Origin of the sequence: Mesorhizobium sp. WSM3864, assembly GCF_002294955.1 — a bacterium.
In the GTDB taxonomy this organism is placed as follows: domain Bacteria; phylum Pseudomonadota; class Alphaproteobacteria; order Rhizobiales; family Rhizobiaceae; genus Mesorhizobium.
The window spans coordinates 444,868-458,368 of the sequence record NZ_NSGD01000002.1 but is presented as its reverse complement, the minus strand read 5'-3'; the positions used below and the strand labels follow the sequence as shown (position 1 = coordinate 458,368).

Sequence of the window (13,501 nt, the reverse complement as noted above, 5' to 3'; positions counted from 1 at the left end):
GATACTCAAGCGGCGGAGTGCTATTCAAACCTGCCGGATTGAGCGTGCTCAAACCCTGGTGCCGCCCACCGTCATCTGGTTCATCCTCAAATGCGGCTGGCCGACCCCGACTGGCACGCCCTGTCCGGCCTTGCCGCACATGCCGATGCCGTTGTCGAGTTTCATGTCGTTGCCGACCATGGTGACGCGGTGCATGGCGTCCGGCCCGTTGCCGATCAGCATTGCGCCCTTGATCGGCTGCGTCACCTTGCCGTCCTCGATCATGTAGGCCTCGGTGCAGCCGAACACGAACTTGCCTGAGGTGATGTCGACCTGGCCGCCGCCGAAGGAGACGGCATAGATGCCGTTCTTGACCGAGGCGATGATCTCTTCCGGCGCGGTATCGCCCGAGGTCATGTAGGTGTTGGTCATGCGCGGCATCGGCTGGTGGGCATAGCCTTCGCGCCGGCCGTTGCCGGTCGCCTTCATGCCCATCAGCCGCGCATTCTGGCGGTCCTGCATGTAGCCGACCAGCTTGCCGTCCTCGATCAGCACATTGCGCGCCGAAGGCGTGCCTTCATCGTCCACGGTAAGCGAGCCGCGCCGCTCGGCGATCGTGCCGTCGTCGACGACGGTGACGCCCTTTGCCGCTACTTGGCTGCCCATCAGGCCGGCGAAGGCGGATGTTTTCTTGCGGTTGAAGTCGCCCTCGAGGCCATGGCCGACAGCCTCGTGCAGCATCACGCCCGGCCAGCCGCTGGAAAGCACGATGTCGAATGTGCCTGCCGGCGCCGGAACGGCCTCGAGATTGACCAGCGCCTGTCGCAGCGCCTCGCGCGCGGCGTGCTTCCAACTCTCCTCGGTGAGGAACTCGCCAAAGCTCTTGCGGCCGCCCATTCCGTGGGAGCCGCTCTCCTGGCGGTCGCCATCGCCGACCACCACCGAGACGTTCATCCTGACCAGCGGGCGGATATCGCGCACCACCTGGCCGTCGCCGCGCACGATCTCGACATGCTGCCACGAGGCGGCGAGCGAAGCCGTCACCTGGCGCACGCGCGGATCGGCGGCGCGCAGCCAGGCGTCGATCTCCTGCAACAGCTTCGCCTTGGCCTCGAAACTGGGCGAGGGGATGGGATTCTCGTCGCCGTAAAGCTGGCGATTGGTGCGCGCGGGCGCTGCGGCAAGCATTCCGGAATAGCCGCCCTTGACCGCGGAGACGGCATCGGCGGCGCGCAGCAGCGAGGCTTCCGACAGGTCGCTCGAATGGGCATAGCCGCTCGCCTCGCCGGCGACGGCGCGCAGCCCGAAACCCTGGTCGGTGTTGAAATTCGCAGTCTTCAGCCGGCCGTTGTCGAACATCAGCGCTTCGTTCTCGCTGTATTCGAGGAACAGTTCGCCGTCGTCGGCGCCCTTGATGGTATCGGCGACGATCTCTTTGACGCGGTCGTCGGAAATGTCGAATTGGCCGATCAGGCTGTTCATGGCAGGGCTGTCCGCTGGCGGTTTCGCATTCCCCCGATGTAGGGGCGAAGTGAGGTCAAGACAATCGCCGGCCTTCACACGCGATCGTCATCGCCCCGAGCCGACTGGCGGCCGCGTTGCCGCCGCTGGACTTAGGGCAGAGCCGAGAAGCCTTCGGCGAATCCCTTCAGATCGACCGGAATGCCGATGCCTTCCTCCGGCGTCTGGAATACGATGAAGGTGGCCGACGTGCCGTTCTTCAGCGTGTCGAGCAGTGGCTTCTCGAGGATCACTTCCGCGTAGCAGCCGTCCTGGAAGCAGCGCACGAAATAGGCGCGGCCGATGTCCTTGCCGTCGACATTGAGGCCGAGCCCGTTGGGCAGGAGCACGCCGAGCGGTGCCAGCACCCGCAGGATCTCCGCCTTGTTGTCGGCGGTGCGCAGCACCACGACGGAAAGCCCCATCTCCGGACGGTCCTCGGCGACGACGTTCTGCATCATCACGCATTGCTCGGAGGTTGCGCCGGCCGGCGTGTCGCAGATGATCGACCACGCGCCATGCGTCGACTTGACCGTGCCGCTGGGCGGCGCCGCGGTCTGCGGTGGCGCGGCGTTCGCCACACTGGCGCTAAGCGAGGCGGCAAGGAAGATAACCTTCGCCAAGGGTCTCGAAAGCCAGGAAGTCATAACGGCTCCATTGCGAATCACGGCACTTTAAGCTGCGCCAAGGCCAAGTAAAGGACGAGACCGTCGCCAGCCCGCCCAGATACCGGCAATTACGCGCTTTTCCAGAGCAAATTCGCCCGAATTGCGACCGCCCGGCGCGGGGGCGGCGATGGTCGGGGATGCCCTTCGGGCTGCGCGCAAAAATGCCGCACGGTTTCGCCCGCTCCTTCCTTGCGGAGGGAAATAGAGTATGGTTTGAACCACCTTAGGGACAGACCGGGATTCCCCATCCCGGCGTCGTTCGTTATTGGTGCGATCCGATTGCAGGAAGTGGGAGACGAGAGGGCGATGAGAAAATTCATGGCAAGCGCCAGACTTCTGGCAGGTGCTGCGGCCGCGGGCACGCTCCTCTCCAGCGCATCCGCCTATGCGGATCAGCCGCGGCCATGGGAAACCGCCTTCCAGGCGCCTGCGACCGACATGATGCGGCAAATCGAATGGTTCGGAAACTACACCTTCGTATTCATCGTGGTCATCACCCTGCTGGTGCTGGTCCTGCTCGCCTATGTCATCCTGCGGTTCCGCGCGAGCGCCAACCCGGTTCCTTCCCGGACCAGCCACAACACGCTGATCGAGGTGATCTGGACCGTCGGCCCGGTCATCGTGCTGCTGCTCATCGCCATCCCCTCGTTCCAACTGCTCACCGCGCAGTATACCCCGCCGGAAGAAGCCAAGCTGACCGTCAAGGCGACCGGGAACCAATGGAATTGGGACTACGAATACCAGGTCGACAAGAGCTTCTCCTTCAACTCGGCGATCCTTCAGGACGGTGACCGCGCCAAGGCCGGCAAGGAAGACCGCAACCTCTATCCGCGCCTGCTCGCCGTCGACAATGAGCTGGTGGTGCCGGTCAACACCATGACTCGCGTGCTGATCACCGCCACCGACGTCATCCACTCCTTCGCCGTGCCGTCCTTCGGCATCAAGATGGATGCCGTGCCCGGCCGCACCAACGAGACCTGGTTCAAGGCGGAGAAGGAAGGCCTCTATTACGGCCAGTGCTCGCAGCTCTGCGGCAAGGATCACGCCTTTATGCCGATCGCGGTTCGCGTCGTCTCCGACGCGCAGTTCAAGACCTGGCTGGAGACGGCCAAGACCGACGTGCCCGCCGCCAACAAGGCGCTGATGGCCGAGATCGATGGTACCAACAAGGTAGCGGCCGCCGGCAACTGACGCCGCGGGTTAGCAAGAATTAGGGAACGGAGCGGAATATGGCAGAGGCTGCAGCTCACGACCACCACGACCACAGGCCGCATGGCTGGGTCCGCTGGGTCTACTCGACCAACCACAAGGACATCGGCACGCTCTACCTGATCTTCGCGATCATGGCCGGGATTATCGGCGGCGCGCTTTCGGTCGCCATCCGCATGGAGCTGCAGGAGCCGGGCATCCAGATCTTCAGCGGTCTGGCGCAGATGGTCTACGGCATGCAGGGTGATGCCGCCATCGACGGCGGCAAGAGCATGTACAATGCCTTCGGCGCCGCGCACGGCCTGATCATGATCTTCTTCATGGTGATGCCGGCGCTCATCGGCGGCTTCGCCAACTGGATGGTGCCGATCATGATCGGCGCGCCGGACATGGCCTTCCCGCGCATGAACAACATCTCCTTCTGGCTGCTGCCGCCGGCCTTCCTCCTGCTGCTCGGCTCGATGTTCGTACCGAGCGCGCCCGGCGCCTTCGGCGTCGGCGGCGGCTGGACGATCTATCCGCCGCTCTCGACATCCGGCCAGCCGGGCCCCGCAATGGACCTTGCGATTCTGTCGCTCCACATCGCCGGCGCCTCGTCGATTCTCGGTGCGATCAATTTCATCACCACCATCTTCAACATGCGCGCGCCTGGCATGACCATGCACAAGATGCCGCTGTTCGCCTGGGCGGTGCTGATCACGGCCTTCCTGCTGCTCTTGTCGCTGCCGGTTCTGGCGGGCGCCATCACCATGCTGCTCACCGATCGCAACTTCGGCACCGCCTTCTTCGTGCCGGACCAGGGCGGCGACCCGCTGCTCTTCCAGCACCTGTTCTGGTTCTTCGGCCATCCCGAGGTGTACATCCTGATCCTGCCGGGCTTCGGCATCGTTAGCCACATCGTCTCGACCTTCTCGAAGAAGCCGGTCTTCGGCTATCTCGGCATGGCCTACGCCATGGTCGCGATCGGCGCCGTCGGCTTCATCGTCTGGGCGCACCACATGTACACGACCGGCCTGTCGCTCGACACGCAGCGCTATTTCGTGTTCGCCACCATGGTCATCGCGGTTCCGACGGGCGTGAAGATCTTCTCCTGGATCGCCACGATGTGGGGCGGCTCGATCTCCTTCAAGCCGCCGATGCTGTGGGCGCTGGGCTTCATCTTCCTGTTCACGATCGGTGGCGTCACCGGCGTTCAGCTGGCAAATGCCGGCCTCGACCGCTCGCTGCACGACACCTATTTCGTGATCGCCCACTTCCACTACGTGCTGTCGCTGGGCGCCGTGTTCGCCATCTTCGCCGGCTGGTACTACTGGTTCCCGAAGATGACCGGCTACATGTACTCGCCGGTGATCGCCAACACCCACTTCTGGGTCACCTTCGTCGGCGTCAACCTGATCTTCTTCCCGCAGCACTTCCTCGGCCTTGCCGGCATGCCGCGCCGCACTGTCGACTATCCGGATGCGTTTGCCGGCTGGAACATGATCTCGTCCTACGGCTCCTACATCGCCGCCGTCGGCGTTGCGATCTTCCTCTATGGCGTGTTCGAGGCCTTCCAGAAGAAGCGCGTCGCGGGCGCCAATCCGTGGGGCGAGGGTGCCACCACGCTCGAATGGCAGCTGCCCTCGCCGCCGCCGTTCCACCAGTGGGAACAGCTGCCGAAGATCAAGTAAGGCCGCAGATACAGGACCGCCGGCTCGCCCGGCGGTCCTGGCCAACGGAATGATGGACTTTAAGTACGCATGGCCCTTGCCGACCACAAATTGATGGAGGAAGTTGGCTTTCGCATGTCGGAAGCCACCGCGGGCGATTTCTTCGCCCTCCTCAAGCCGCGCGTGATGTCGCTGGTCGTCTTCACGGCCTTTGTCGGCATGGTCGCGGCGCCGGTCGCCATCAATCCGCTGCTGGCGGTGATCGCGATCCTGGCGATTGCCATCGGCGCCGGCGCCTCGGGCGCTCTCAACATGTGGTACGACGCCGATATCGATGCGGTCATGACCAGGACCGCGAGCCGTCCGGTGCCGGCCGGGCGCGTCACGCCGGGTGAGGCGCTGAGCTTCGGCCTCGTGCTCTCCGCGCTGTCGGTGATGACGCTGGGCGTGCTCATCAACTGGCTGTCGGCGGCGCTTCTTGCCTTCACCATCTTCTTCTACGCCGTCATCTACACGATGTGGCTGAAGCGCTGGACGCCGCAGAACATCGTCATCGGCGGCGCCGCCGGCGCCATCCCGCCGGTGATCGGCTGGGCGGCGGTGACCGGATCGGTCAGCCTCGAAAGCCTGATTCTTTTCCTGATCATCTTCCTGTGGACGCCGCCGCATTTCTGGGCGCTGGCGCTGTTCAAGTCGGACGACTACGCCCGCGCCGGCATCCCGATGATGCCGAACGTCGCCGGGCACGCCTCGACCCGCCGCCAGATCTTTGCCTACGCGCTGATCCTGGCGCCGGTTGGCGTGTTGCCATGGCTGCTCGGCTACACCACCGCCGCCTATGGCGCGGTTTCCGTTCTGCTCGGCCTGGGCTTCGTCTGGTATTCCTGGAAGGTGCTGGACATGAGCGATGCCGACCGCGCGATGAAGCCGGCCAAGGCGCTGTTCGGCTATTCGCTGCTCTATCTCTTCGCAATCTTTGCCGCCTATCTCGTCGACAGCGTGGTCGGGCGTGCCCTCGTCATGGGGGGAGCATGATCGTGACCGACAAGAACCTCGAACTGGTCACCTTGACCGAACGCCAGCGGAAGGCGCGGCGCAGCCGCTCCGTTGCCATCGGCGTCGCGCTGGCCGCGCTCGTCATCATCTTCTACATCGCCACCATCGTGCGCTTCGGCCACCATGCCTCCGGCCTGATACCGACGAATTTGATGTGAGGCGGCGATGAGCGGCGAGACCGGACCCATCGGGAAGAACAGCAACCGCATCGTCGTGGCGGTCTGCCTTGCCTTCTTCACCGGCATGGTCGGGATGGCCTATGCGGCGGTCCCGCTCTACAAGATGTTCTGCCAGGTCACCGGCTATGGCGGCACGACGCAGCGCGCCGAGAAGCAATATGCCGGTCGCGTGCTCGACCGCGACATCACCATCCGCTTCGACGCCAACACCAACGGCATTCCGTGGCAGTTCGAGCCCGTCGCGCGCTCGGTGACGATCAAGATCGGCGAGACCACGCAGGCGCATTACAGCGCCACCAACAAGTTCGATCGCTCCATCACCGGGCGCGCCTCCTTCAATGTGCAGCCGGAAATGGCCGGCGCCTATTTCAACAAGGTGGAGTGCTTCTGCTTCACCGACACGACGCTCAAGCCCGGTGAGACGCTGGACATGCCGGTCGTGTTCTATGTCGATCCAGACATCGTCAACGTGCCGGAACTGAAGGACTTGAAGACCATCACCCTGTCCTACACCATGTTCCCGGTCGAAAAGAAGCAGCCAGTCGCGTCGTCCGCGCCGACCGCTGGCAGCAGCAACAAAGTTCCAGATTCCGAAGCAAGCCTCGGGGGTTGATATGGCAGACGCGCACGCAAAACCGAACCACGACTACCATCTCGTCAATCCCAGCCCTTGGCCTTTCCTGGGCTCGATCGGCGCATTGGTCACGGCCGTCGGCGGCGTTTGCCTGATGCAGTATCTGAAGGCCGGCAGCTTCCCAATATTCGGCCACAACATAGCCAATCCGTGGCTGTTTTTCATCGGCCTGATCATCGTGCTCTACACGATGTTCGCCTGGTGGTCGGACACCATCAAGGAAGCGCATGAGGGCCACCACACGCGCGTCGTTTCGCTGCACCTGCGCTACGGCATGATCATGTTCATCGCCTCCGAGGTGATGTTCTTCGTCGCCTGGTTCTGGGCCTTCTTCGACGCCAGCCTATTCCCGGGCGAGGCCGCGCAATATGCCCGCACCACCTTCACGGGCGGCGTTTGGCCGCCAAAAGGTCTGGAGGTTCTCGATCCCTTCCACCTGCCGCTCTACAACACCATCATCCTGCTTCTGTCGGGCACGACGGTGACCTGGGCGCACCACTCGCTGCTGCACGGCGACCGCAAGGGCCTGATCAACGGCCTGATCCTGACCGTCGGCCTCGGCATGCTGTTCACCATGGTGCAGGCCTACGAGTACATGCACGCTCCGTTCGGCTTCAAGGACTCGATCTACGGCGCCACCTTCTTCATGGCGACCGGCTTCCACGGCTTCCACGTCATCATCGGCACCATCTTCCTGCTCGTCTGCCTGATCCGGGCGATGCGGGGCGATTTCACCCCGAAGCAGCATTTCGGCTTCGAGGCGGCCGCCTGGTACTGGCACTTCGTCGACGTGGTCTGGCTGTTCCTGTTCACCGCGATCTATGTCTGGGCCTCGAGCGGCGCGGTAATCGAAGCCCACTGAGACCGATGGATTGAGTTCACGAGGCGGCTGCGGCGACGTGGCCGCCTTATCTTTTTGACCGAACGGGTCTACGGTGCGGACATGAGCGAAGACAAGGCGATCTGGCCACCCGTCGACCCGATCTCGGCCGGGCTGCGCGGCCATTGCCCGCGCTGCGGCGAGGGCAAGCTGTTCTCCGGCTTCCTCACCGTCGGCAAGCGCTGCTACAATTGCGGCCTCGACTATTCCTTTGCCGATGCCGGCGACGGTCCGGCGGTCTTCGTCATCCTGATCATCGGCTTCATCGTCGTCGGCCTGGCGCTGTGGATGGAAGTGTCGCTGAGCCCGCCGCTCTGGCTGCATTTCATTTTGTGGATACCGCTGGCGCTGGTGCTGAGCCTGGCGGCGCTGCGCCTGATCAAGGGCGTGCTGATCACCCTGCAATATTCCAAGAAGGCCGCGGAAGGCAGGCTGGACAGCGGCCAATGAGCGATGCGACCTCCTCGACTGCCGGCGCTTCGCGGCCGCGCTCGGCGCTGCTGCTTGGGATCGGCCTTGTCCTGTTCGCCATTCTCCTCGGCCTCGGCACGTGGCAGGTCCAGCGCTTGCACTGGAAGGAAGGGCTGATCGATACCATCGACAAGCGCACCCATGCGGCACCTTTGCCACTGACCGATGTCGAGAAAGAATTCGCCGCCACACACGATGTCGACTACACGCCGGTGACGGTGACCGGCACTTTCCTGCACCAGGGCGAACGGCATTTCTTTGCCACTTGGGAAGGCGACACGGGCTTCAATGTCTACACGCCCCTGCGGCTCGACGACGGCCGCTTCGTGCTCGTCAACCGCGGCTTCGTGCCTTACGATCTCAAGGATCCTGCCAAGCGGAAGCAGGGCGAGGTCGCCGGCACGGTGACGGTGACCGGGCTTGCCCGCAATCCGCTGCCCGAAAAACCCTCGATGATGCTGCCCGACAACGACGTCGCCAAGAACATCTTCTACTGGAAGGACCGCGACGTCATGGCCTCGAGCGCCGGGCTGCCAGCGGGAGCCGTGCTGGTGCCCTTCTTCATCGATGCCGACAAGACCCCTAACCCCGGCGGTCTGCCGGTCGGCGGCGTCACCATCATCGATCTGCCGAACAACCACCTGCAATATGCCGTCACCTGGTATGGCCTTGCCGCCGCCCTTGCCGCGGTGCTGATCCTCAGGCTTCGCCGCCCGGCGAAGGAGGAGTGAGCGCCGCTCTTGACAGGGCAGGGGTGCACGCCTCATTTCGCCTTCAGCTTTCCGACTGAACCGGCCCGTTTTGATGATTGAAAAAAAGCCACCGCTGACGATCAGGCTTTGCCAGCCGCGCGGCTTCTGCGCCGGCGTCGACCGTGCCATCCAGATCGTCGTGCTGGCGCTGAAGAAATACGGCGCGCCGGTCTATGTCCGCCATGAGATCGTGCACAACCGCTATGTCGTCGAGGGGCTGCAGAGCCTGGGCGCGGTGTTCATCGAGGAATTGTCCGAGATCCCGCCCGAGCATCGTCAGTCGCCGGTCGTCTTTTCCGCGCATGGGGTGCCGAAATCGGTGCCGGCCGACGCCGAGGCGCGCAACCTGTTCTACCTCGATGCCACCTGTCCGCTGGTGTCGAAGGTGCACAAGCAGGCGATGCGGCACCAGCGGCTCGGCCGCCATGTGCTCCTGATCGGCCATGCCGGCCATCCGGAAGTGATCGGCACGATGGGCCAGTTGCCGGAAGGAGCCGTGACCCTTATCGAGACCGAGGCGGATGCGGCAAGCTTCGTGCCGGCAGACCCGGCTGCGCTTGGCTTCGTCACCCAGACGACGCTGTCGGTCGAGGACACCGCCGGCATCATCCGGGCGCTGCAAGAGCGTTTCCCCGAGCTTCACGCCCCGGCCGCCGAATCGATCTGCTACGCCACCACCAACCGCCAGGAGGCGGTGAAGGAGACGGCCGCCGGCGCCGACCTTTTCCTCGTCGTCGGCGCGCCGAACTCGTCCAACTCGCGGCGTCTTGTCGAAGTGGCGGAGCGCGCGGGCGCCGCGATGTCGCTTCTCGTGCAGCGGGCCTCCGAAATTCCGTGGAATGAGATCGGCAGGATTTCGACGCTCGGCCTGTCAGCCGGCGCGTCGGCGCCGGAAATCATCGTCGACGAGATCATCGACGCGTTCCGGCAACGCTTCGACGTCACCATCGATCTGGCCATCACGGCCACGGAAACGGAGGATTTTCCGGTGATGCGGGTGTTGCGCGATGTCGAACTGACGGCGGCCGACATGGCCTTCGTCAACGGAGCCGCGTAAGCCCAGATGGCCGTCTACACCGACGTCAACGAAAACGAGCTCAGCGCGTTTCTGAAAGCCTATCCGGTGGGCGAGCTCCTGTCCTACAAGGGCATCGCCGAAGGGACCGAGAACTCGAATTTTCTCGTCCATGCTTCCACCGGTTCCTACATATTGACGCTCTACGAGAAGCGCGTCGACAAGGCCGATCTGCCCTTTTTCCTCGGCCTGATGGGCCATCTCGCGCGAAAAGGCATTTCCTGCCCGCTTCCGGTCACCGCGCATGACGGAACCGTCATCGGCACGCTCGCCGGCCGGCCGGCCGTCATCATCACCTTTCTCGAGGGCCTGTCGCTGAGGCGCCCGACGGCAGCGCATTGCGGCGAGGTCGGCAAGGCGTTGGCCGCGCTCCATCTCGCCGGGCGGGATTTCCCGATGAAGCGGCCGAACGCGCTTGCCATCGACGGCTGGCGCAAGCTCTGGGCGGCGTCGCGCGATCGCGCCGACGAGGTCGAGCCGGGGCTCGCGGCCGAAGTCGACGCGGACTTCTTGGATTTTGGGCGCAACTGGCCGACCCGCCTGCCACAAGGCATCATCCACGCGGATCTCTTCCCGGACAATGTCTTCTTCCTTGGCGAGAAGCTGTCGGGGCTGATCGATTTCTATTTCGCCTGCGACGACCTCTATGCCTATGATGTCGCCACGTGCCTCAACGCCTGGTGCTTCGAGAAGGACTTTTCCTTCAACCTCACCAAAGGGGCGGCGCTGCTTGCCGGCTACCAGTCGGTGAGGCCGCTTGAGGGCGAGGAAAAAGCGGCGCTGCCGATGCTGGCGCGCGGCTCGGCGCTACGCTTCATGCTGACCAGGCTTTATGATTGGCTGACCATTCCTAACGGTGGGCTGGTGATGAAGCGCGATCCGACCGAATATATCCGCCGCATGCGCTTCCACCGGGCGATCAAGTCTCCATCCGAATACGGACTGACATGAACAAGCAAATCGAGATCTTCACCGACGGCGCCTGCTCGGGCAATCCCGGGCCGGGCGGCTGGGGCGCGGTGCTGCGCTATAACGGCGTCACCAAGGAGCTGTCGGGCGGCGAGGCCGAGACCACCAACAACCGCATGGAACTGCTTGCCGCCATCAGCGCGCTCGATGCGCTGAAGGAGCCCTGCACGGTAGATCTCTATACGGACAGCAAATACGTCATGGACGGCATTTCCAAATGGATCCATGGCTGGAAGAAGAACGGCTGGAAAACCGGCGAGAGGAAGCCGGTCAAGAACGGTGAGCTCTGGCAGGCGCTCGACGAAGCCAACAGGCGCCACAAGGTTATCTGGCATTGGGTGAAGGGCCATGCCGGCCACCCGGAGAACGAGCGCGCCGACGAACTGGCAAGGCAAGGCATGGCGCCGTTCAAGCCGAAGCAGGCGCGGCCAGCACCGGTTGCGGCTGCGCCGCAGCCGGAAGGCGCTCCGGCCAGGAAGCTCGCGCCCCGACGCTCGACCCAGAGCTATTGACGCGCCTGACCCTCTACCGGATCGCCAGCGCCGTGGAGAACAGGCCAAGGGCGAACACCGTGTGCGAGACGAGGTTGAGCGCGCGCACCAGCATCGGGTTGGGCGTCCTGGATGCTGCCCAGCCGGCACCCATGCCGGGCGCGAGCAGGAACCAGCCGGCGCCGACGGTGACGATGCCGAGGATGAAGGCCGGCAGGAAGGTCGGCGCCGCCAGCCAGCCCGTTCCCGCCAGCACGACCAGGATCACGCCGTAGAGAATTCCGACGAGATAGTGGAATGCCCAGCCCAGCGCCTTTTCATGCGTATACGGCGCGGCCTGACTGATATCGTCATGGAAGACCTTCTCGGTCAGATGCCGGACCCAGCGGCCGACCATGCCCCAATTCGGCCGCGGCAGCCCGAACGCCTTGTTGAGGATAATCGCCCAGACGTCCATGAAGACCGTGGCGCCGATGCCGATCGCGATGGCGCGCCAGACAATGTCGAGCATCAGAGCTGCTCGAGGATTTTGGCCGCCCCGCTCTCGTCGACGCCCGGCTTGGCTTCGACATTGAGAGCCACGACCTTGCTGTCATCGACGATCATCGAAAAGCGCTTCGAGCGCAGCCCCATGCCGTTCGCGGAAAGGTCGTTGTCGAGTCCGACCGACTTGGCGAAGTCTCCGCTCCCGTCGGCGAGATAGAGGATCTTGCCTTCGCCACCGGTGAAACGTGCCCAGGCGCCCATGACATGGACGTCGTTGACCGAGACGACCGCGATAGTGTCGACGCCGCGCGCCACGATGGCGTCGTGGTTCTCGAGATAGCCCGGCAGATGGTTGTTGCTGCAGGTTGGCGTGAAGGCGCCGGGAACGCCGAACAGCACCACCTTCTTGCCGGCGAAAATATCGGCGCTGGTCATTGGCTTGGCGCCATCGGCGGTCATCACCTTGAAAGTCGCTTCGGGCAGTTTTTCGCCAACCGAAATGGTCATGGTTTCCTCGTTCGGGAGATTGGGAAGGATCTGTGCCTGCGATATCGAACCGGGCCGCATTCCGCAACCGTTCAGAGCAATGCCAGGAAAAGTGCCCAGCGGTTTTCCATCCGGAATTGCGGCTCCACGACGAATTGGCTCAGGGGAAAGGCAGCAACCCGTCCACCGCACCTTCGGCGCTTGTCAGCGTGTAGTAGAGCCCGCCGTCCGTGGGCGCCGCTGACGGCCGGTCGAGGATCGGCACGGTGAAAACAAGCTTGCCGTCCTTCTCGCTGCGCACCGGCGCGCCGAACATATAGTCGCGCTCCCCCGCGATGAAAAAGTCGACGGAATCGGCATCGCCGGGCGAATGCGCCTCGACGATGAGCGTCTCGTGATCGCCGGGCAGCACGCGGATACCGAAATCAGGTCGCGCCGGGCCAGGGAGCGTTGCAAGCGCCGTCTTCACCAGCGCCGCGTCGGTGGCGTTGTCCGGATCGGAAGCAGGATCGACGCTGAGCCGCGTCTGCACCGGAATGCAGATCGTCTCGCAAATGCCGAGAAAGACGTTGGCATCGATCGTCGCCGGCTGGTCGGGCGCCGACAGCGTGAAGGTCACCGGCAGCGATACGGGACGGTCGTAGCCGGCCCATTTGCCGTAGCCGTCGTCGTGGCGCTGCGGCGGCGGAAACGACAGCTTTGCATCTGCGATGTTGGTGCTGGCCGAGATGTCGATCTGCGGCGGCACACCGGCGTCGCCGGGATCGCGCCAATAGGTTTTCCAGCCTGGCTTCAGCGCGATGTCGAGCACGCCGTGGATCTTGCCCGCCTCGTCCGGCTTGCCGCTGGTCACCAGCCGCACCTTGCCGCCTTCGCTGTTGTACCAGGCCGAGGATGATGCCTCGGCCGGCTGCCCCGCTGCCAGGCCGACGACGGCGCCGAGCGCCACAATATTCAGGTATCGCATGACGGTGATTTGATCGCCCGTTCTTGGCCGCGCAATGATTTCATGTTCCT

At 64.0% G+C, this 13,501-nt stretch carries 16 protein-coding genes; 11 read left to right on the top strand and 5 right to left on the bottom strand.

Annotated elements, in window-relative coordinates:
* Positions 1 to 48: 48 nt before the first annotated feature.
* A complete protein-coding gene (gene tldD, locus CK215_RS06415) occupies positions 49 to 1,461 on the bottom strand; it encodes a metalloprotease TldD (RefSeq protein ID WP_095830432.1) in 1,413 nt (470 codons plus the stop codon).
* 131 nt (positions 1,462 to 1,592) lie between these two features.
* The gene (locus tag CK215_RS06410) at positions 1,593 to 2,126 is read right to left on the bottom strand and encodes an invasion associated locus B family protein (protein WP_066998026.1); all 534 of its coding nucleotides are present in this window, start codon (positions 2,124 to 2,126) and stop codon (positions 1,593 to 1,595) included.
* Between the two features lie 339 nt (positions 2,127 to 2,465).
* On the opposite strand from CK215_RS06410, the gene coxB reads away from it, so the two are divergent.
* The 11 genes from coxB (at position 2,466) to rnhA (ending at position 11,533) form a co-directional block, all read left to right on the top strand.
* Complete coding sequence (gene coxB, locus CK215_RS06405; protein WP_245299655.1) at positions 2,466 to 3,338, top strand: cytochrome c oxidase subunit II; 873 nt, start codon at positions 2,466 to 2,468, stop codon at positions 3,336 to 3,338.
* Positions 3,339 to 3,376: 38 nt separating this feature from the next.
* Complete coding sequence (ctaD, locus tag CK215_RS06400; protein ID WP_066998019.1) at positions 3,377 to 5,026, top strand: cytochrome c oxidase subunit I; 1,650 nt, start codon at positions 3,377 to 3,379, stop codon at positions 5,024 to 5,026.
* A gap of 69 nt (positions 5,027 to 5,095) precedes the next feature.
* Positions 5,096 to 6,040, top strand: a complete 945-nt coding sequence (locus CK215_RS06395; RefSeq protein WP_095830431.1) for a heme o synthase — start codon at positions 5,096 to 5,098, stop codon at positions 6,038 to 6,040.
* Positions 6,037 to 6,219, top strand: a complete 183-nt coding sequence (locus CK215_RS06390) for a hypothetical protein (RefSeq protein ID WP_095830430.1) — start codon at positions 6,037 to 6,039, stop codon at positions 6,217 to 6,219. Before CK215_RS06395 ends, CK215_RS06390 begins: the two co-directional genes overlap by 4 nt.
* Positions 6,220 to 6,226: 7 nt before the next feature.
* Entirely contained in the window at positions 6,227 to 6,853 is a 627-nt protein-coding gene (locus CK215_RS06385) for a cytochrome c oxidase assembly protein (protein WP_095830429.1), read from the top strand.
* A 1-nt stretch (position 6,854) separates the two neighbouring features.
* Positions 6,855 to 7,736 carry a cytochrome c oxidase subunit 3 gene (locus CK215_RS06380; protein ID WP_066998007.1) on the top strand — a complete coding sequence of 294 codons (882 nt, stop codon included), beginning with the start codon at positions 6,855 to 6,857 and terminating at the stop codon, positions 7,734 to 7,736.
* 81 nt (positions 7,737 to 7,817) lie between these two features.
* Entirely contained in the window at positions 7,818 to 8,204 is a 387-nt protein-coding gene (locus CK215_RS06375) for a DUF983 domain-containing protein (protein WP_066998004.1), read from the top strand.
* On the top strand, positions 8,201 to 8,956 hold the full coding sequence (locus tag CK215_RS06370) for an SURF1 family protein (RefSeq protein ID WP_164748251.1): 756 nt from the start codon (positions 8,201 to 8,203) through the stop codon (positions 8,954 to 8,956). The genes CK215_RS06375 and CK215_RS06370 overlap by 4 nt, the downstream gene beginning before the upstream one ends.
* Positions 8,957 to 9,029: 73 nt before the next feature.
* On the top strand, positions 9,030 to 10,034 hold the full coding sequence (gene ispH / locus CK215_RS06365; RefSeq protein ID WP_095781704.1) for a 4-hydroxy-3-methylbut-2-enyl diphosphate reductase: 1,005 nt from the start codon (positions 9,030 to 9,032) through the stop codon (positions 10,032 to 10,034).
* Positions 10,035 to 10,040: 6 nt separating this feature from the next.
* Entirely contained in the window at positions 10,041 to 11,003 is a 963-nt protein-coding gene (locus CK215_RS06360) for a homoserine kinase (RefSeq protein ID WP_095830428.1), read from the top strand.
* Positions 11,000 to 11,533 (top strand): ribonuclease HI, encoded by a 534-nt coding sequence (gene rnhA / locus CK215_RS06355; protein WP_095830427.1) that lies wholly within the window; start codon positions 11,000 to 11,002, stop codon positions 11,531 to 11,533. Before CK215_RS06360 ends, rnhA begins: the two co-directional genes overlap by 4 nt.
* 13 nt (positions 11,534 to 11,546) lie before the next feature.
* Here the strand turns inward: rnhA and CK215_RS06350 are convergent, their stop codons facing one another.
* From CK215_RS06350 to CK215_RS06340, 3 genes are all read right to left on the bottom strand, one after another.
* Positions 11,547 to 12,023 carry a DUF2938 domain-containing protein gene (locus CK215_RS06350; protein ID WP_095830426.1) on the bottom strand — a complete coding sequence of 159 codons (477 nt, stop codon included), beginning with the start codon at positions 12,021 to 12,023 and terminating at the stop codon, positions 11,547 to 11,549.
* Positions 12,023 to 12,505 (bottom strand): peroxiredoxin, encoded by a 483-nt coding sequence (locus CK215_RS06345; protein WP_095830600.1) that lies wholly within the window; start codon positions 12,503 to 12,505, stop codon positions 12,023 to 12,025. Before CK215_RS06345 ends, CK215_RS06350 begins: the two co-directional genes overlap by 1 nt.
* Positions 12,506 to 12,644: 139 nt before the next feature.
* Positions 12,645 to 13,451 (bottom strand): protein-disulfide reductase DsbD domain-containing protein, encoded by an 807-nt coding sequence (locus CK215_RS06340; RefSeq protein WP_095830425.1) that lies wholly within the window; start codon positions 13,449 to 13,451, stop codon positions 12,645 to 12,647.
* Between the last annotated feature and the right edge of the window lie 50 nt (positions 13,452 to 13,501).